Origin of the sequence: Alcanivorax limicola, from assembly GCF_019931215.1 — a bacterium.
GTDB classification, from domain to species: Bacteria; Pseudomonadota; Gammaproteobacteria; order Pseudomonadales; family Alcanivoracaceae; genus Isoalcanivorax; species Isoalcanivorax limicola.
This window is the reverse complement of the sequence record NZ_JAIOUB010000002.1, coordinates 667,976-683,552: the sequence shown is the minus strand read 5'-3', so window position 1 is coordinate 683,552 and position 15,577 is coordinate 667,976. Positions and strand designations below refer to the sequence as shown.

The window sequence follows — 15,577 nt, the reverse complement described above, 5'->3', positions numbered from 1 at the left end:
GATGCTACCTGTTTCAGACATACGGCGAGTGAAGCCTGCCCGTGGCAGCACAGCTGGTGCATAATGCGCCCATGCTGCATATCGCCCTGTATGAACCCGAGATACCGCCAAACACCGGCAACATCATGCGCCTGGCCGCCAATACCGGCAGCCGGCTGCATCTGATTGCGCCGCTGGGCTTTGCGCTGGATGAAAAGCGTCTGCGCCGGGCCGGGCTGGATTATCGGGATCAGGCCACGGTGACATTGCATGAGGACTGGCAGGCGTTCTGCCGGTGGCGCGGGACACGCCGGTTATGGGCGTTTTCAACCAAGGCGCAGGCCTGCTACAGCCAGGCGCGCTATGCGCCGGATGACATACTGCTGTTTGGTCCGGAGAGTCGTGGCCTGCCCGAGGCGCTGTTCATGGATCAGCCCGACGTCGCGCCGGTACGGCTGCCTATGGTGCCGGGCAGCCGCAGCCTGAATCTGGCCAATGCCGTCTCGGTGGCCGTGTTCGAGGCCTGGCGACAGTGCGACTTCGAGGGCACCTGATCAGAGCCTGGTCAGCGCCTGATCAGCGACTAGTGACGCCCCGGCTCAGGCCGGGGCAGTGCGCTGTCAGTGGGTTTCTTCCGGCGCTTTCGGGGCGGCTTGCTGACCTTCCTGCTGGCGCTGTTTCGCGTCCAGGAACAGGGCATCAAAGTTGATCGGCTGCAACAGCAACTGCGGGAAGGTACCGCGACTGACCAGATCAGATACCAGCTCACGGGCATACGGGAACAACAGATTCGGGCAGTAGGCGCCCAGCAGTTGTTCGCGCTCGTCGCCTTCGATACCCGCCAGGGTAAAGACGCCCGCCTGTTTGATTTCTACCAGATACACGGTCTTTTCTTCACTGGCAGCAGTCACCGTCAGGCTCAGCACCACCTCGTAATCCGACTCGGTTTCCGCCAGCCGACGCGCTTCCGTGTTCAACTGCACGTTCACTTTGGGCTGCCACTGCTTGCGGAAGATGTCCGGCGCGCCGGGCACTTCGAATGACACATCCTTGGTATAAATGCGCTGCAATTGAAACGTACGCTGTGGTACTTCACTCATAACAATCCCCAAATTCTGTTTGTGTTCTGACCCGCATCGGGTCAGTTGTTCAGCATGTCGTCCAGGCGGCCCGCTCGCTCCAGCGCATAGAGCTCATCACACCCCCCGACATGGGTTTCACCGATCCATATCTGTGGCACGCTGCGCCGCCCCGCCCGCGCAGCCATATCGCTGCGCAAGGCCGGATCAGCGCCAACGTCGATATTGGTGTAGGGCGCGCCTTTGCGATCCAGCAAGCCGATAGCGCGAATGCAGAAAGGGCACCAGCGGGTGGTATAGAGCACCACATCAGCCATTACTTCACCACGGGCAGGTTATCGTTGCGCCAGCCCTGAATGCCGCCACGCATACGATGCAGCGCCGCAAAGCCTTCGTTTTTCAACTGACGGCCCGCCAGCGAGGCATGGCTGCCCACATTGCAGACCAGAATCACCGGCTTTTCCTTGTAACCCGCCAGCTCACTCATACGCTCTGATATCTTGGCGTAGGGCACATTGACGCTGCCGGCAATGTGGCCCTTGCGGAAATCGTCCTCGTCACGCAGATCGACGATGACACCGTCGTTGCGATTCACCAGTGTGGTGGCCATCTGCGGGGTCACAGGACGACTGCCGCGCCGGGACTCGGTAAAGAAAAACGCGGTCCAGAGCAGGAAAAATGCCGACACCAGAACATAGTGGTTGGCAGCGAACTCAAAAATGCGATCCATATCAGCGTCCGAACAGAGGAAAACGGCGCCCAAGTATAGGCAACCCGGACCAAATCATCCATGATCAGTCATCCATGATCCGTCACCGACGACCCGCGACGCCGGACGAACTCCCCGTCACAATTGCCGATCCGAGGCCCGACACACCGGTATGACCCGCTTTCCTTTCGCCATACTCCTCTGCCAGCCCCGCTGCCAGCCCCGCTGCCAGGCCCGCCGCCAAGCCCGCCGCAGTCACTTGCAGCTTATCGCCGCCCTGCTGGGCTTTGCGCTGATGCTGCCTGCGGGTGCCGAACAGGCCTCACCGGCACAGCTGCGCGAGCTGCGGGAGCGCATCCAGGCGCTGCAACAGACGCAGCAGCGGGATCTGCGCCGGCGTGATCAGCTGGCCAACGAACTGCGTGAGCGCGAAATCGAGGTCAGCCGGCTGGCACGTCAGGGCGAACAATTACGCAATGAGACCCGCCAGGCCGAGCAGCGCCTCGCCGAGCTGCGTGAGCAGCAGCTGCGCATGGCAGCCGAGCAATCCACACAGCTGCGCTGGCTGGAGCTGACGGTGCGCACCGCCTATATGAGCGGCCGCGAACCCCTGATGAAGCTGCTACTGAGCCAGGAGGAGCCGGACCAGGTGGCGCGGCTGCTGCGCTATCACGAATATTTCCAGCGCGCCCGGCATACTCGATTGCATGAACTGCAGGACGAACTCAAGGCACTACTGGCGGTCTCCCTGGAAGTGAGTGATGCCCGGGACAAGCTCTACCAGCGCCGCGAGGCCGTCAGCCGACAGCAGAAGGAACTGGAAAAGGCGCGCGCAGAACGGGCTACTGCACTGGCACGCCTGAACCGCCGCGTCGACGAACAGAAAGGCCAGCTGAGCTCGCTGCGCGAGGACGAAGCCCGCCTGGACAAGCTGCTGCAGGACATGAACCGCGCCATCTCGGACATCCCGGCAGACATTGGCGGCAAACCGTTCGGCGATCTGGCCGGGCAACTGCCCTGGCCGGTAGAGGGCCGCACCCGTGTCAGTTTCGGGGCACGCCGTGACGGCGGCATGCGCTGGAACGGCGTACTGCTGGACGCCAGCGCCGGCACCCCGGTGCAGGCCATCCATCCCGGACGCGTGGTGTACGCCGATTGGCTCAGGGGGTATGGTCTGATCATCATTGTCGATCACGGACAAGGGTATCTGAGTCTGTACGGCCACAATCAGAGCCTGATGCGTGACGTGGGTGACTGGGTTGCCCAAGGTGACGTACTGGCCCGGGCCGGCGACTCCGGGGGGATGAACACCAGTGGGGTCTATTTTGAAATTCGCCACAAGGGCCAGCCGGTCAACCCGGACCGGTGGTGCAACCGGCGTGTTACACTGCCTCCCGTCGCGCGTAGCTGATTCACAAGAGAGAAGCATCCGGATGAAACACATGTTGTGCGGCCTTGCCGCTCTGGCTCTCAGCGCCACCGTTATTGCCCAGCCTGCCAACCAGGACGCACCATCTCTGGACGACATGGCCGCGCTGCAGGACATCCCCGTCAATGAGATTCGCATCTTCGCCGAGGTCATGGAGCGTATTCGCGCCACCTACGTGGAAGAGATTGATGACCGCAAACTGCTGGAATCCGCCATTCGCGGCATGCTGCTGGAGCTGGACCCGCACTCCGCCTATCTGACGCCTGAGGATTTCGATGAGCTGCAAGTCACCACAAGCGGTGAATTCGGCGGCCTGGGTATCGAGATCAGCATGGAAGACGGCTTTGTCACCATCGTGACGCCTCTGGACGACACGCCCGCCAGTCGCGCGGGGCTGCAGGCCGGCGACATCATTCTCAAGATTGATGACACCTTTACCAAAGGCCTGAATCTCGGCGAAGCCGTGGAGCTGATGCGCGGTGAGATTGGCGAAGACGTGACATTGTCGATCATGCGCGGCAGCGAAAGCTCGCCACGGGAGGTGCAGCTCACCCGGGATCGCATTGCCATCCGCAGTGTGCGCAGTGAAATCATCGAGCCCGGTTACGGCTACCTGCGCATCACCCAGTTCCAGAACAATACCGGCCGTGATGTGCGTCAGCACCTGAGCAAACTGAAGGAATCCGGTGACCTCAATGGCCTGATTCTGGATCTGCGCAACAATCCGGGCGGCGTGCTCGGCGGTGCAATCCAGGTGTCTGACCTGTTCCTGGACAACGGCCTGATCACCTACACCCAGGGCCGCGAGGCCGAAAGCCGGGTGAATTATGGCGCCAGCCGGGGAGATATCCTGGATGGCGTGCCGCTGGTGGTGCTGGTCAACGGTGGCTCGGCATCTGCCTCCGAAATCGTCGCCGGCGCGCTGCAGGACCAGCAGCGGGCCATCATTATCGGCCGCCGCACTTTCGGTAAAGGCTCCGTGCAGACTGTCCTGCCCCTGCATGATGAACGGGCGCTGAAACTGACCACCGCGAAGTATTACACCCCCGGCGGCCGCTCGATTCAGGCGGAAGGCATCGTTCCCGACATCACCGTCGATATCGCCCGCGTTGAGCTGCAGGAAGATCAACCGGGTATGCGCGAAGCAGACCTACCTCGCCACTTGCGTGGCACGGCGCCAGACGACTCGGATGCGGAAAAGAAGGACAGCCTGGCCGGTCGCGACTATGACCTGTACCAGGCGCTGTCAATTCTCAAAGGCATCCATCTCTCCCGTTCGCGTTGATGCGAGACATCACCACGCCGTGCCTGACCAGGCTGACGCGCCTGCTGTCGGGCGCCCTCCTCGCCCTGCTTCTCTGCACCGGCGCCGCAGCGGCGGCGCCGGTGCGCATCGCTATCATCATTGATGACATCGGCTACCATCGACACCGCGGGCTGGAAGCCATCAACCTGGACCCGGGCATTACCTGCGCCGTGATTCCCAGGGCGCCACACGGCCAACGCCTGGCGCGGGAAGCCGCCCGACAGGGGCGCGAGGTGATTATTCATCTGCCCATGGCCGGCAATGGCCTGGCCCTGGACCCGGGTGGCATCCACAGCGACATGGCGCCGGAGGACATTGCGGCCGTGGTGCGGGAAGCCTTTACGCTGATTCCGGAAGCCACCGGTCTCAACAACCATATGGGCAGCGTCACCACCAGCGACCCGGAGGCCATGCACTGGCTGATGCATGAGCTGGCCAGCCACCAGGCCTTCTTCGTCGACAGCCGTACCTCGCCGACATCCGTGGCGGAACAGACCGCCCTGGCCCACGGGCTACCTGCCACGGGCCGCGATATCTTTCTCGATAACGAGCGCGACCTGCTGGCGATCAACGATCAGTTCAATGCATTACTGCGGCTGGCCCGCCGCCGGGGCAGCGCGATCGCCATCGGGCACCCCTATCCGGAAACCCTCGAATACCTGCGCCGCGCCTTGCCGCTGTTGAAAGAGGCCGGCATCGAACTGGTGCCGGTCTCCATGTTGCTCCCTGGTGCGCCTTAAGCCGTTTTTTCCGGACGGCCGATGCCAGTAAGACGGCTGTAGCCCAGCAGCAAGAAACCGAAGATGAACATCAACAACCCATACACCGCCGCAGGAATGGACATTTCCGGCGAATCCATCAGGCTCAGCGCGATCATCAGACCCAGGGTCCCGTTCTTGATGCCCAGCTCCACCGCCAGGGTGAAGGCCTGCGGGCGCGACAGCCCCATCAGCAAACCGCCGCCCATACCCAGCACGATCCCGGCAATGTTCAGCAGCACTGCAGCCACACCCGCCGCATTCAACAACCGCAGTGCCTGGTCGCCAACGCTGACCAGGATGGCAATAATCACCCCGATCAACACCACCAGACCGAAGATCGCCACGATGCGCTCGGCCCGCGCAGCCAGCCCCGGCTGATAGCGCCGCACCAGCATGCCGATACCCACCGGCACCAGAATGATGACGAACAGGGTGATTACGGTGCGCAGCACAGGCAGCTGCAAGGCGACACCGTCATCGTAATAGACGTTCATGGCCCAATTGACGAACAGCGGCAGGGAAATGATGGTCAACAGGCTGGCAATGACCGTCAGCACGATGGACAGCGCCACATCACCACGACCGATGAAGGCAAACAGATTGGAGGTCGTGCCCCCCGGGCAAGCCGCAATCAGCACCAGCCCCACCGCCAGTGCGGGCGGCAACGCCAGCGCTGTCGCGATCACGAAAGCGATCAATGGCAACAGGATGATCTGGGCAACGCACCCGAACAGCGTGGCCTTGGGCGCCACAACAACCTCACGAAAGTCACGAACAGTCAGGGTCAGGCCCATGCCGATCATGATCAGAAACAGCGCGATCGGAAGTCCGATCTCGAAAAGTGGACTTTGCTCCATAACTCACCCTTTTATCGTATTATCGTAGCGCGCTTGCAGCATAACCGGGCCGGACCGGGGGTGCCAGACGAGGGATGTAACAGCAGGGATGCAATGACGGGATTGCAACTACAGGATTACCACTACAGGGTGAGGCAAAGCCCGGTCGGGACCGACCGGGCCGGAAATCAGACAGGCCTGAACAGGCACTCCTTAACAGACACTACAAGCGCATCTCGATGCCTGCGGAGATCATGTACTCCTTGGCTTCGCGCACCGAATACTCGCCGAAATGGAAAATGCTGGCCGCCAGCACCGCATCTGCGCCGCCCTGCAGCACACCATCGACCAGATGCTGGAGGTTGCCGACGCCACCGGAGGCAATCACCGGCACCGGCACCGCTTCACTGATCGCTCGCGTCAGGGCGATATCGAATCCATTGCGCGTACCATCGCGGTCCATACTGGTCAGCAGTATCTCGCCCGCCCCGTATTCGGTCATGCGCCGGGCCCAGCCGATGGCATCAATGCCCGTGGCCTTGCGGCCGCCGTGGGTGAAGATCTCCCAGCGGTTGGATTCGCTCTCCGCGCTGACCTTCTTGGCGTCGATAGCCACCACAATGCACTGGGAACCAAAGCGATCCGCGGCGGCCTGGACGAAAGCGGGATCATGCACGGCAGCCGAATTGATGCTGACCTTGTCGGCACCGGCATTGAGCAGATTGCGGATATCCTCCAGCGTACGTACCCCACCGCCCACGGTCAGCGGAATGAAAACCTGGCTGGCCATCTTTTCGACGGTGTGCAAGGTGGTATCCCGGCCCTCATGGCTGGCGGTAATATCAAGGAAAGTGATCTCGTCAGCGCCGGCCTCGTTGTAACGCCGCGCCACCTCCACCGGATCACCCGCGTCACGGATGTCGACAAACTGAACGCCCTTGACGACGCGGCCCTGGTCCACGTCCAGGCAGGGGATAATGCGTTTCGCGAGACCCATAAGACACCATCAATACTGAAGAGCGACAGATTCTAACAGAGAGCAGCGTCCGGCGGGCACAGCTCATCCGACAGCGCCTGGCCGGCGGCAAAATCCAGTGTGCCCTCGTAGATCGCACGCCCGGTGATGGCACCCTCGATGCCCCGCTCGGCGACCGCACACAGGTCGCGCACATCATCGACATTGGTGATCCCGCCGGAAGCGATCACCGGAATGTTGATGGCCTCGGCCAGCCGCACCGTGGCTTCCACGTTGACGCCCTGCAGCATGCCGTCGCGGCTGATATCGGTGTAAACAATCGATGACACGCCGTCATTCTCGAACTGCCGCGCCAGCCCGGTCACCTCGATATCCGTGACATTGGCCCAGCCGTCCGTCGCCACCATGCCGTCTCTGGCATCCAGGCCGACAATGATATGGCCGGGGAAGCGACGGCACATATCCGCCACGAACTGCGGCTCACGCACCGCCTTGGTACCGATGATCAACCACTGCACCCCGGCCGCCAGATACGCTTCGATAATTTCCGGTGTGCGAATGCCGCCGCCGATCTGGATCGGCAGATCCGGAAACGCACTGGCGATCGCCTTGACGATGTCGCCATTCACCGGCTCGCCGGCAAATGCGCCATTCAGATCCACCAGATGCAGGCGCCGGGCGCCCTGCTTGACCCAGTGCGCCGCCACAGCGACCGGATCATCGGAAAACACCGTATCGTCTTCCATGCGGCCCTGCCGCAGGCGCACGCATTTGCCGTCTTTGAGATCAATGGCGGGAATCAGGAGCATTGGAACTCTTCCTCAAGAAATCGATGTGATGCGCGCAGATCAGGCAGCGCCGGGCTGCCAGCGCAAAAAATTGTCCAGCAGTATCAGACCGTGGGCGGCACTTTTTTCCGGGTGAAACTGCACGGCAAAGATATTGCCGCGGGCCGCAGCGGCCGCGAAGTGCAGGCCATACTCACAGCCACCGGCGACCTGCTCTTCCGGCAAATCCGTGACATGGTAGGAATGCACGAAGTAAAAGCGGCCATGATCCGGGATGTTCTGCCACATGGGGTGGCTGCTCTGACGCACCTGGTTCCAGCCCATGTGCGGCACTTTGAGGCGGTTGCCGAACTCATCCACCTGCTCGGGAAAGCGGCGCACGACGCCCGGGAAAATACCCAGGCAATCAACCCCTTCGTTCTCCTCGCTGTGGCTCATCATCGCCTGCATGCCCACACAAATACCCAGTAGCGGGCGCCCCGAGGCAGCCACTTCGAGGATCGCCTGATCCAGCTCGCGCTCGCGCAGTACAGCAATACAGTCGCGTATTGCGCCGACACCGGGAAACACCACCCGGTCTGCCGCAACCACCGCCGCCGGATCGCCGGTGACAACAATCTTCTGGTCGCCCGCCACTTTTTCGAGGGCTTTGGACACAGAATGCAGGTTACCCATGCCGTAATCGATTACGGCAATTGTTTCAGACATGGAATCAGCCTTTCGCGTCAGCGCTGGAGGCGCCGGCGTCTTCGGTAAGCGTGCCCTTGGTAGAGGGAGTGATGTCGGCCATGCGCGGGTCCGGTTCCACCGCCATACGCAGTGCCCGGCCAAAGGCCTTGAACACCGTCTCGGCCTGGTGGTGGGCATTGCGCCCGCGCAGATTGTCGATATGCACGGTGATCATGGCGTGGTTGACCACGCCCTGGAAGAACTCGAAAAACAGGTCCACGTCGAAATCACCGATGCGGGCGCGGCTGAAATCCACGTTCATCTCCAGCCCCGGGCGACCGGAAAGGTCCACCACGACCCGTGACAACGCTTCGTCCAGCGGCACATAGGCATGGCCATAACGGCGCACACCCTGCTTGCCGCCCCAGGCCTTTGCCAGCGCCTGCCCCAGCGTGATACCGATGTCTTCCACCGTATGGTGCGCATCAATATGCAGATCTCCCTTGGCGCGCACCTCCAGGTCGACAAGACCATGGCGAGCGACCTGATCAAGCATGTGATCAAGGAATGGCAGTCCCGTCTCGAAGACACCTTTCCCGGTGCCGTCAAGATTCACACTGACCTGAATCTGGGTTTCCAGCGTATTACGCGCCACACTGGCGGTGCGTTGCTTCATGAATGACCTCCGATGCACAAGCCGGGTATTATACGGCCCCCCCGGCAAGCGAACCAGCGAACCCAGACAATGCCTTTGATAGCCCGAGAACATCAGTGCTCCCCCGACTCCCCTGAGTACTTCAGCCGAGTGCTGAGAGACCACCCTGAGATCAGCGCGCGCCTGGCACAGCCCGCACCGGGGCTGCGGGTCCTGGAGGGGCACTTCAATGGCAGCCCGCTGGCGGTGTTGCTGGTGGAGGAGAGGCCCACAGGGCCGATGGTCACTGCCCTGGTCGTTCACCCGGCCAGTCGCAATCGCGGGGTCGGCAGCACCCTGCTGCGGGAGGCCTGCGCCTGGCTACCCGGGCTGGGCTGGCCGGATGAGCTGGCCAGACTGGCCCGCAAAGCGGGCCTGTAGCCGCAGGATCAGTTCAGAGCACAGCCATGGGCAGGCGCACACACAGCGTCAGCCCGGCGCCCCGGCCGGCACTCTCGGCCCACATTTCCCCGCCCATGTGGTCCATCATGAGCTTGGCGGTGGGCAGCGACAGCCCGAAGCCGTTGGCCTGATGCCCGGAACCAATCATGAAGAAAGGCTGGAAGATGCGCTCCAGATCGCACCCATCCAGGCCACGCCCCGTATCAGTGATCCGAATGGTGGCCAGGTGCCGGCGCGTATCAATCTCGGCGTCGGCGACAATGTCACTGTCGGCATCACTGTAGTGGGCCGCATTTTCCAGTGCCATGCCCAGCACCTCTTTCAGCTCTTTCTCACACCCCACCAGCAACAGATCGGCAGGCACCCGGTTGTGCAGGGTGAGATTGCGCGCCTTGAAGTTCTTCTCCTGCTGCTGGAGCAGGTCATCCAGCATCCACATCGGCTGGCAATGCGACAGCGCCGGCTCGCCCTCGCGCCCGACCAGATCAAAGTAGCGCAACGACGTGGAAACCAGCTGCTGCAGACGATCCTGGCCGTGCTGCACCATGCCCACCACATCGGCCAGATCGGTCTGTGCCTCACTGCTGTGCACAAGCCGTGCGCCAGCCAGCCAGTTCAGCGGCGTATTCAGCTCATGGCTGAGATATTCCAGAAACAGCGTCTTGTCGCGATCCATGCGCTCCACTTCCGCGACATGGCTCTCCAGTGTGAGCCGTGCATCCTCCGCCATCTCATCCCGCTCGCGCTGCAGCAACTTGATGCGGTCCCCCAGCGCCAGAGACATCAGGATAATTGCCCAGGCCCCGCCGAAATGCGGCGCGTAATTGGTCACTGCCAGATGGGGCAGCACCCCCAGATTCATCAGCGCGAAGACCCCGCAGCCCCCCAGGAAAAAGAACCATGCCAGCACGTACAGCCGTGCGGCCTGATAGCCGGCGCGCCAGGTCTGCCAACTGACAATGGTCAATGTCGGGACGATCAACAGTACCCAGAACACGATCATGAAATAGGACAGTGGCGGCGGAATAACCAGCGAGAGCACCGTCAGCAGCACCGTGCCGTGGAGCAGATACCGCAGCACCCGGTCCTGCCGCGGCCGGCGCTGATCCAGCCCCAGGAAACGGCGACTGAACTGGATGACCGCTGCCATGGTAATCCCCATCAGGAAGGGGAAATATTCGTTGATGACCGGCAGTTCCGGCCACAGGTACTGCAGCCCCAGACCGTTGATGTTCACGAAACTCAGGGCAAAACCCACAATGAAGAGCAGGTAATACAGGTAAGAGGTGTCTCGCACCGTGAAAAACAGCAGCAGGTTGTACAGCAACATGGCCACCACGCCGCCGAGAAACAGCCCGAACGCCAGTTGCTCACGATAAGTGCGCTCTACCAGTCCCTGCGTAGAAGACAGGCGCATCTCGATATGCAGCGCGCCAAGCCCGTGCACCTTCATGTAGTAAGTCTGCGGCCCGCGCAGATCCATGTTCAGCGGAAAAACAAACTCCCGCACTTGCATCACGCGCTCCCCGAACGGCAGCACATCGCCCATATGGCTGACATCGAAGCCGCCCTGCCCATCCGGCATGTACAGATGCATGTGGTCAACGATCGGATGCCGCTGAATCAGAAACCAGTTACGCCCCGACACCTGATCCAGGTCCAGCGTGAAGCGCAGCCAGATGACCGAACGCGTGAAGCCGAAACTGGGGTTGGCACTCTGGCTGGGCTGGAAACGCCCGGCAAAGGTCGTGCTGACATCGTCGATATCCCAGGCGCCCTCCGGGTCCACCAGGACATCGACCTGACGGCCCAGCAACAGATCCTTGTCATCTGGCGTCGGCACGATCAGGCTGGCCATGGCGCTGCCCGGCCCGACAAGCAGAACAGCCAGGCACAGGCGCAACAGGAACTTATGCAAGATCACTTCCTCTGACTTTCATGGCTGACTGGCATGGCCCCACACCCGCTGCATGCTGGAACTGCATTGTTTTGTCACCTGACATCACATCGGCCCGACAGCGCGCTGCTACAAAACACTGCTATAACACACTGCTATAATCGATCATCACTGATAGCATTGGTCGCTGACAGACCAGACAATCGTGCAACCCTTCCCGCAAGGAGAGCTTCAGATGGCCCGCGCCGCACGCATCATCCTGTACGTTCTGATCGGTTTATTCGTTCTGCTCGCCGTCGCCGTGTTTGCTGTCACGCGACTGATTGACCCCAACGATTTCAAGCCTCAGATCACCGCCCTCGCCGATGAGCACGCCGGCATCACGCTGGATATCCAGGGCGACCTGGGCTGGACCTTCTGGCCCTCTCTTGGCGTCAGCATTGGCCGCACGGAAGCGCGCATCGGCGACGACGAAGAGCTATTCGCTGCGCTGGATGAAGCGCGCGTCGGCGTGGCGATCTGGCCATTGCTGTTCCGCCGCGTGGAAATGGATGCCATCACCCTCAGCGGCGTCGACCTGAACCTTATTGAAACAGAGGATGGCGGCAATTGGGAACGCATTGCCGCCACAGAAACTGCACCGGAAGATGATGTCACCGTGACATCACCGGAGGACAGCGAGGACGCAACGGCGCTGGATATACCGGTAAAAATCCCGCTCATCAGCCTGTCTGACAGCCGCCTGCGCTACCGTAATACGGTGGACGGCACGGACATTACTGTCGAACACCTCAATGTCCGCGCCCGGGACGTACAGCTGGACCAGCCATTCCCGGTCACCGCATCGCTGCGCTATCAGGACCAGGACGATATCCGCATCGATCTGAACGTCGATACCGTCGTCGGGCTCGATCTGGACAACGAGGTCTACACGCTGGACCCGTTGCGGCTAGATACGTCCATCGGCGGCATTACCGCAAGCCCGATCCAGATTCGCGTTGATCAGCGCCTGGAAGCCGCCATGGGCGAGGGTCGCATCAGCATCCGCGAGCTGGTGCTCAATGCCGCCGGCATCACCACTACGGGCGAAATCCACATCACCGGGCTCAATGACGACGCCATGCAGCTGCGGGGCCAGCTGGATACCGAGCCCTTTGCCGCCAACACCGCGCTGCGCAATATCGGCGAAGCGCCCATCGAAACCAGCGATAGCGCTGCCCTGCGCAGAATCGGCTTCTCCGGCACGCTCTCCGGGCCGGCCAACAGCGTCATACTCGACCCCATGACCATCACGCTGGACGACAGCACCATTACCGGCAAAGCGGGCATTACCAACCTGGACAGCATGGCGATGATGTGCGACCTGGCGCTGGACCGCATTGCGCTGGATGGCTACCTGCCCCCTTCTGCGGATGAGCCGGTGCCGGAGAGCGAAAGCAGTGCCGCCGCACCTTTGTCAGAAGAGCCGATTCTGCCGCTTGAGGCCCTGCGAGAGCTGGCGCTGGACGGCAAACTCAGCATCGGTCAGCTGGCCATCATGGGGCTGGATGCCAAAGAGGTCCTGGTCACCGTCAGCGCGGCCGACGGCCTGCTGCGCCTGACCCGCGCGGAAGGCAAGACCCTGGAAGGCAGCTTCAGCGCCGATGCGCAGCTGGATGCCCGCACCGATAACCCAACCATGGCATTCAACAGCACGGTAACCACCTTGCAGGTCAGCCCGATCATCCAGATGCTGCTGGACGATGATCTGCTACTGGGCCTGTTCGATATGAAAGCCGCCTTCACCACCGCCGGCAACAGCGAGAAAGCCCTCTTCGAGAATGCCAAAGGCGGCATGGATCTGGGCCTGACCGATGCCACCGTACGCGGCGTTAACCTGCATGGCGCGCTGACTTCAGGCCTCAATGACATGCTTGGCAACTATCAGGCACTGGCCCGATTCATCCCCGGCGCCGAGGACGGCAGGCTGCCGCGTGAACTGCGCGAGGACACTGAAATCCTCGACCTGGACAGCCGCATCACCCTCAAGGACATGATTGCCACGGTGGAGCGACTGGACGCGCAGCTGGATCGCGGCGCCTCGCTCAAAGGCAACGGCTGGCTGAATATTCACAACAGCGATTTCGATCTGACCCTGCGCATGAAAGCACCGGAAATCAGCAGCCAGCCACGTATCAGCGAGCGCGAATGGCCGCTGCGCTGCGCCGGCAACCTGGCGGGCAGCCCGGCGCGCTGGTGCCTGCCGAGCAGCCAGGCATTTCGCGATGCCGGCCGGGAGCTGGTCGCACGCCTTGCCAGCGACCAGCTGGGCGTTGATCGGGAGCGCATTGACGCCGAACGGGAGCGCGCTGAAGAGCGCGTTCGCGAGGAGCGGGACCGCGCCGAAGATCAGGTACGCGACCGGGCCCGGGAACAGCTGGACCGTTTGCGCCGCTGATGACTGACGCAATGGCAACGGGCAGCTTCAGTGCTGCCCGATTCCGGCGTGCCGTGCTGGCCTGGTATGACCGGCACGGCCGCAAGGACCTGCCCTGGCAGCAGGACATCACGCCCTACCGCGTCTGGGTCTCGGAGATCATGCTCCAGCAGACCCAGGTCGCCACCGTGATCCCCTACTTCGAACGCTTCATGGCACGCTTCCCGGATGTACAGTCCCTTGCGGAGGCGCCGGTGGACGACGTACTGCATCTGTGGACAGGGCTCGGCTATTACGCCCGGGCACGCAATCTGCACAAGGCCGCGCAGACGGTTGTGCGCGAGCACGGCGGCGCCTTCCCGCGGGACATCGACGCGCTGACGGCACTGACCGGCATCGGTCGCTCCACCGCCGGCGCCATTGCCAGCATCAGCCTGGATCTGCGCGCCCCGATTCTCGACGGCAATGTGAAGCGGGTGCTGACCCGCTTCTTTGCGATTGCCGGCTGGCCCGGCGAACGTGCCGTGGAACAGAAACTCTGGGCCCTCGCCGAAACGCTGACGCCGACCACACGGCTGCGGGATTTCACCCAGGTCATGATGGATCTGGGGGCAACCGTCTGCACACGCCGACAACCCGCCTGCGAACGTTGCCCCCTGAAAGCACACTGCCAGGCACGCGCCGACGGCAACCCGCACGACTATCCGACCCGCAAACCGGCGAAGACCATTCCCGTGCGCAGCACCATGATGTTGCTGGCCCGAGACACGCAGGAGCGGGTACTGCTGGTGCAACGGCCACCCAGTGGCATCTGGGGCGGACTGTGGTGCTTCCCGGAAAGTGACGGCGACATCGACAGCAGCCTGGCCCGCCACGGGCTGAAAGCGTCCACGCCGGAGCCGCTACCGGGATTCCGGCATACCTTCAGCCATTTCCATCTGGATATCACACCGGTGATCGTGCAGGTGCGGCCCCATGGCGCAGGCATCGCGGAAGGCCCTGAGACCTGCTGGGTGGACCCCGCACAACCGGGTCGACTGGGGCTCGCAGCACCGGTAAAAAAGTTGCTGGAGAGCCTGGCGGAGCCACGACAGCTGTCCGTGCTATGATCCCCACCCACACCACTCTCGAACCCCGGTCCCGGACCCTGCTGGAGCACTTATGACCCGCACCGTCTTCTGTCGCAAGTATCAGCAAGAGCTCGAAGGGCTCGAGCGCCCGCCGTTCCCGGGCCCGAAAGGCAATGCCATCTACACGGATGTGTCGAAAAAAGCCTGGCAGGAATGGCTGGCGCAGCAAACCATGTTGATCAACGAAAAGCACCTGAACGTCATGGACCCGGCCACCAAGACCTACCTTGACGCGCAACGTGAACACTTTCTCGACAACGAGCCCTTCGATCAGGCCGAAGGCTATGTGCCACCGGAGGCTACGCAGGAAAACAAATAACGCCGGCCGCGCCTTGACGCAGCGAGGCCGAATCGCTTTAATAGCGCCCTCTTTTGCCCGGATAGCTCAGTTGGTAGAGCAGGGGATTGAAAATCCCCGTGTCGGCAGTTCGATTCTGTCTCCGGGCACCAAAACAGCAAGATGGCATTGCCATCGTGAAGAAACCCGGCCTGGCCGGGTTTTTTTA

17 protein-coding genes and 1 tRNA gene are annotated in these 15,577 nt (G+C 62.1%); 9 read left to right on the top strand and 9 right to left on the bottom strand.

The window, feature by feature from the left end:
- Window positions 1-41 precede the first annotated feature (41 nt).
- Window positions 42-533: a tRNA (cytidine(34)-2'-O)-methyltransferase gene (locus tag K8B33_RS09070; protein ID WP_317846213.1), complete on the top strand. Its 492-nt coding sequence runs from the start codon at window positions 42-44 to the stop codon at window positions 531-533.
- Window positions 534-599: 66 nt separating this feature from the next.
- Here K8B33_RS09070 and secB read toward each other — a convergent pair whose 3' ends face one another.
- Genes secB through K8B33_RS09055 form a run of 3 tightly spaced genes read right to left on the bottom strand, consistent with a single transcriptional unit; the run spans window position 600 to window position 1,788 of the window.
- Complete coding sequence (gene secB, locus K8B33_RS09065; protein ID WP_223425733.1) at window positions 600-1,079, bottom strand: protein-export chaperone SecB; 480 nt, start codon at window positions 1,077-1,079, stop codon at window positions 600-602.
- Window positions 1,080-1,120: 41 nt separating this feature from the next.
- Entirely contained in the window at window positions 1,121-1,375 is a 255-nt protein-coding gene (grxC, locus tag K8B33_RS09060; RefSeq protein WP_223425731.1) for a glutaredoxin 3, read from the bottom strand.
- Complete coding sequence (locus tag K8B33_RS09055) at window positions 1,375-1,788, bottom strand: rhodanese-like domain-containing protein (RefSeq protein ID WP_223425729.1); 414 nt, start codon at window positions 1,786-1,788, stop codon at window positions 1,375-1,377. The genes grxC and K8B33_RS09055 overlap by 1 nt, the downstream gene beginning before the upstream one ends.
- 238 nt (window positions 1,789-2,026) lie before the next feature.
- On the opposite strand from K8B33_RS09055, the gene K8B33_RS09050 reads away from it, so the two are divergent.
- The 3 genes from K8B33_RS09050 to K8B33_RS09040 are packed head-to-tail and all read left to right on the top strand — an operon-like array spanning window position 2,027 to window position 5,242.
- Window positions 2,027-3,178, top strand: coding sequence for a murein hydrolase activator EnvC family protein (locus K8B33_RS09050; protein ID WP_223425727.1), 1,152 nt, complete (start codon window positions 2,027-2,029; stop codon window positions 3,176-3,178).
- A gap of 22 nt (window positions 3,179-3,200) precedes the next feature.
- The gene (locus tag K8B33_RS09045; RefSeq protein WP_223425726.1) at window positions 3,201-4,481 is read left to right on the top strand and encodes a S41 family peptidase; all 1,281 of its coding nucleotides are present in this window, start codon (window positions 3,201-3,203) and stop codon (window positions 4,479-4,481) included.
- Entirely contained in the window at window positions 4,481-5,242 is a 762-nt protein-coding gene (locus K8B33_RS09040; protein WP_223425725.1) for a divergent polysaccharide deacetylase family protein, read from the top strand. The genes K8B33_RS09045 and K8B33_RS09040 overlap by 1 nt, the downstream gene beginning before the upstream one ends.
- Here K8B33_RS09040 and K8B33_RS09035 read toward each other — a convergent pair.
- The 5 genes from K8B33_RS09035 to hisB all read right to left on the bottom strand — a co-directional run bounded on the left by K8B33_RS09035 (window position 5,239) and on the right by hisB (window position 9,208).
- On the bottom strand, window positions 5,239-6,120 hold the full coding sequence (locus tag K8B33_RS09035; RefSeq protein WP_223425724.1) for a bile acid:sodium symporter family protein: 882 nt from the start codon (window positions 6,118-6,120) through the stop codon (window positions 5,239-5,241). The two genes, K8B33_RS09040 and K8B33_RS09035, sit on opposite strands and share 4 nt — an antisense overlap.
- A gap of 202 nt (window positions 6,121-6,322) precedes the next feature.
- Window positions 6,323-7,096, bottom strand: coding sequence for an imidazole glycerol phosphate synthase subunit HisF (gene hisF / locus K8B33_RS09030; protein ID WP_223425723.1), 774 nt, complete (start codon window positions 7,094-7,096; stop codon window positions 6,323-6,325).
- Between the two features lie 32 nt (window positions 7,097-7,128).
- Window positions 7,129-7,884: a 1-(5-phosphoribosyl)-5-[(5-phosphoribosylamino)methylideneamino]imidazole-4-carboxamide isomerase gene (gene hisA / locus K8B33_RS09025; RefSeq protein ID WP_223425722.1), complete on the bottom strand. Its 756-nt coding sequence runs from the start codon at window positions 7,882-7,884 to the stop codon at window positions 7,129-7,131.
- 39 nt (window positions 7,885-7,923) lie between these two features.
- Entirely contained in the window at window positions 7,924-8,571 is a 648-nt protein-coding gene (gene hisH, locus K8B33_RS09020; RefSeq protein ID WP_223425720.1) for an imidazole glycerol phosphate synthase subunit HisH, read from the bottom strand.
- 4 nt (window positions 8,572-8,575) lie between these two features.
- Complete coding sequence (gene hisB / locus K8B33_RS09015; protein WP_223425718.1) at window positions 8,576-9,208, bottom strand: imidazoleglycerol-phosphate dehydratase HisB; 633 nt, start codon at window positions 9,206-9,208, stop codon at window positions 8,576-8,578.
- Between the two features lie 129 nt (window positions 9,209-9,337).
- On the opposite strand from hisB, the gene K8B33_RS09010 reads away from it, so the two are divergent.
- A complete protein-coding gene (locus K8B33_RS09010) occupies window positions 9,338-9,607 on the top strand; it encodes a GNAT family N-acetyltransferase (protein ID WP_223425716.1) in 270 nt (89 codons plus the stop codon).
- Between the two features lie 13 nt (window positions 9,608-9,620).
- Here K8B33_RS09010 and K8B33_RS09005 read toward each other — a convergent pair whose 3' ends face one another.
- Entirely contained in the window at window positions 9,621-11,546 is a 1,926-nt protein-coding gene (locus K8B33_RS09005; protein WP_223425714.1) for a sensor histidine kinase, read from the bottom strand.
- Between the two features lie 214 nt (window positions 11,547-11,760).
- On the opposite strand from K8B33_RS09005, the gene K8B33_RS09000 reads away from it, so the two are divergent.
- From K8B33_RS09000 to K8B33_RS08985, 4 genes are all read left to right on the top strand, one after another.
- Window positions 11,761-13,962, top strand: a complete 2,202-nt coding sequence (locus tag K8B33_RS09000) for an AsmA family protein (protein ID WP_223425713.1) — start codon at window positions 11,761-11,763, stop codon at window positions 13,960-13,962.
- The gene (gene mutY, locus K8B33_RS08995) at window positions 13,962-15,050 is read left to right on the top strand and encodes an A/G-specific adenine glycosylase (RefSeq protein WP_223425712.1); all 1,089 of its coding nucleotides are present in this window, start codon (window positions 13,962-13,964) and stop codon (window positions 15,048-15,050) included. The genes K8B33_RS09000 and mutY overlap by 1 nt, the downstream gene beginning before the upstream one ends.
- Window positions 15,051-15,102: 52 nt before the next feature.
- Window positions 15,103-15,390, top strand: coding sequence for an oxidative damage protection protein (locus K8B33_RS08990; protein WP_223425711.1), 288 nt, complete (start codon window positions 15,103-15,105; stop codon window positions 15,388-15,390).
- 55 nt (window positions 15,391-15,445) lie between these two features.
- Window positions 15,446-15,521 (top strand) — tRNA-Phe (locus tag K8B33_RS08985).
- Window positions 15,522-15,577 lie beyond the last annotated feature (56 nt).

Bases quoted from the DNA above. Each gene is read 5' to 3' on its own strand.
- mutY (WP_223425712.1), top strand. From the start codon at position 13,962: ATGACTGACGCAATGGCAACGGGCAGCTTCAGTGCTGCCCGATTCCGG.
- K8B33_RS09055 (WP_223425729.1), bottom strand. From the start codon at position 1,788: ATGGATCGCATTTTTGAGTTCGCTGCCAACCACTATGTTCTGGTGTCG.
- hisB (WP_223425718.1), bottom strand. From the start codon at position 9,208: ATGAAGCAACGCACCGCCAGTGTGGCGCGTAATACGCTGGAAACCCAG.
- hisA (WP_223425722.1), bottom strand. From the start codon at position 7,884: ATGCTCCTGATTCCCGCCATTGATCTCAAAGACGGCAAATGCGTGCGC.
- K8B33_RS09035 (WP_223425724.1), bottom strand. From the start codon at position 6,120: ATGGAGCAAAGTCCACTTTTCGAGATCGGACTTCCGATCGCGCTGTTT.
- secB (WP_223425733.1), bottom strand. From the start codon at position 1,079: ATGAGTGAAGTACCACAGCGTACGTTTCAATTGCAGCGCATTTATACC.
- K8B33_RS09045 (WP_223425726.1), top strand. From the start codon at position 3,201: ATGAAACACATGTTGTGCGGCCTTGCCGCTCTGGCTCTCAGCGCCACC.
- K8B33_RS09040 (WP_223425725.1), top strand. From the start codon at position 4,481: ATGCGAGACATCACCACGCCGTGCCTGACCAGGCTGACGCGCCTGCTG.
- hisF (WP_223425723.1), bottom strand. From the start codon at position 7,096: ATGGGTCTCGCGAAACGCATTATCCCCTGCCTGGACGTGGACCAGGGC.
- grxC (WP_223425731.1), bottom strand. From the start codon at position 1,375: ATGGCTGATGTGGTGCTCTATACCACCCGCTGGTGCCCTTTCTGCATT.
- K8B33_RS08990 (WP_223425711.1), top strand. From the start codon at position 15,103: ATGACCCGCACCGTCTTCTGTCGCAAGTATCAGCAAGAGCTCGAAGGG.
- K8B33_RS09000 (WP_223425713.1), top strand. From the start codon at position 11,761: ATGGCCCGCGCCGCACGCATCATCCTGTACGTTCTGATCGGTTTATTC.
- hisH (WP_223425720.1), bottom strand. From the start codon at position 8,571: ATGTCTGAAACAATTGCCGTAATCGATTACGGCATGGGTAACCTGCAT.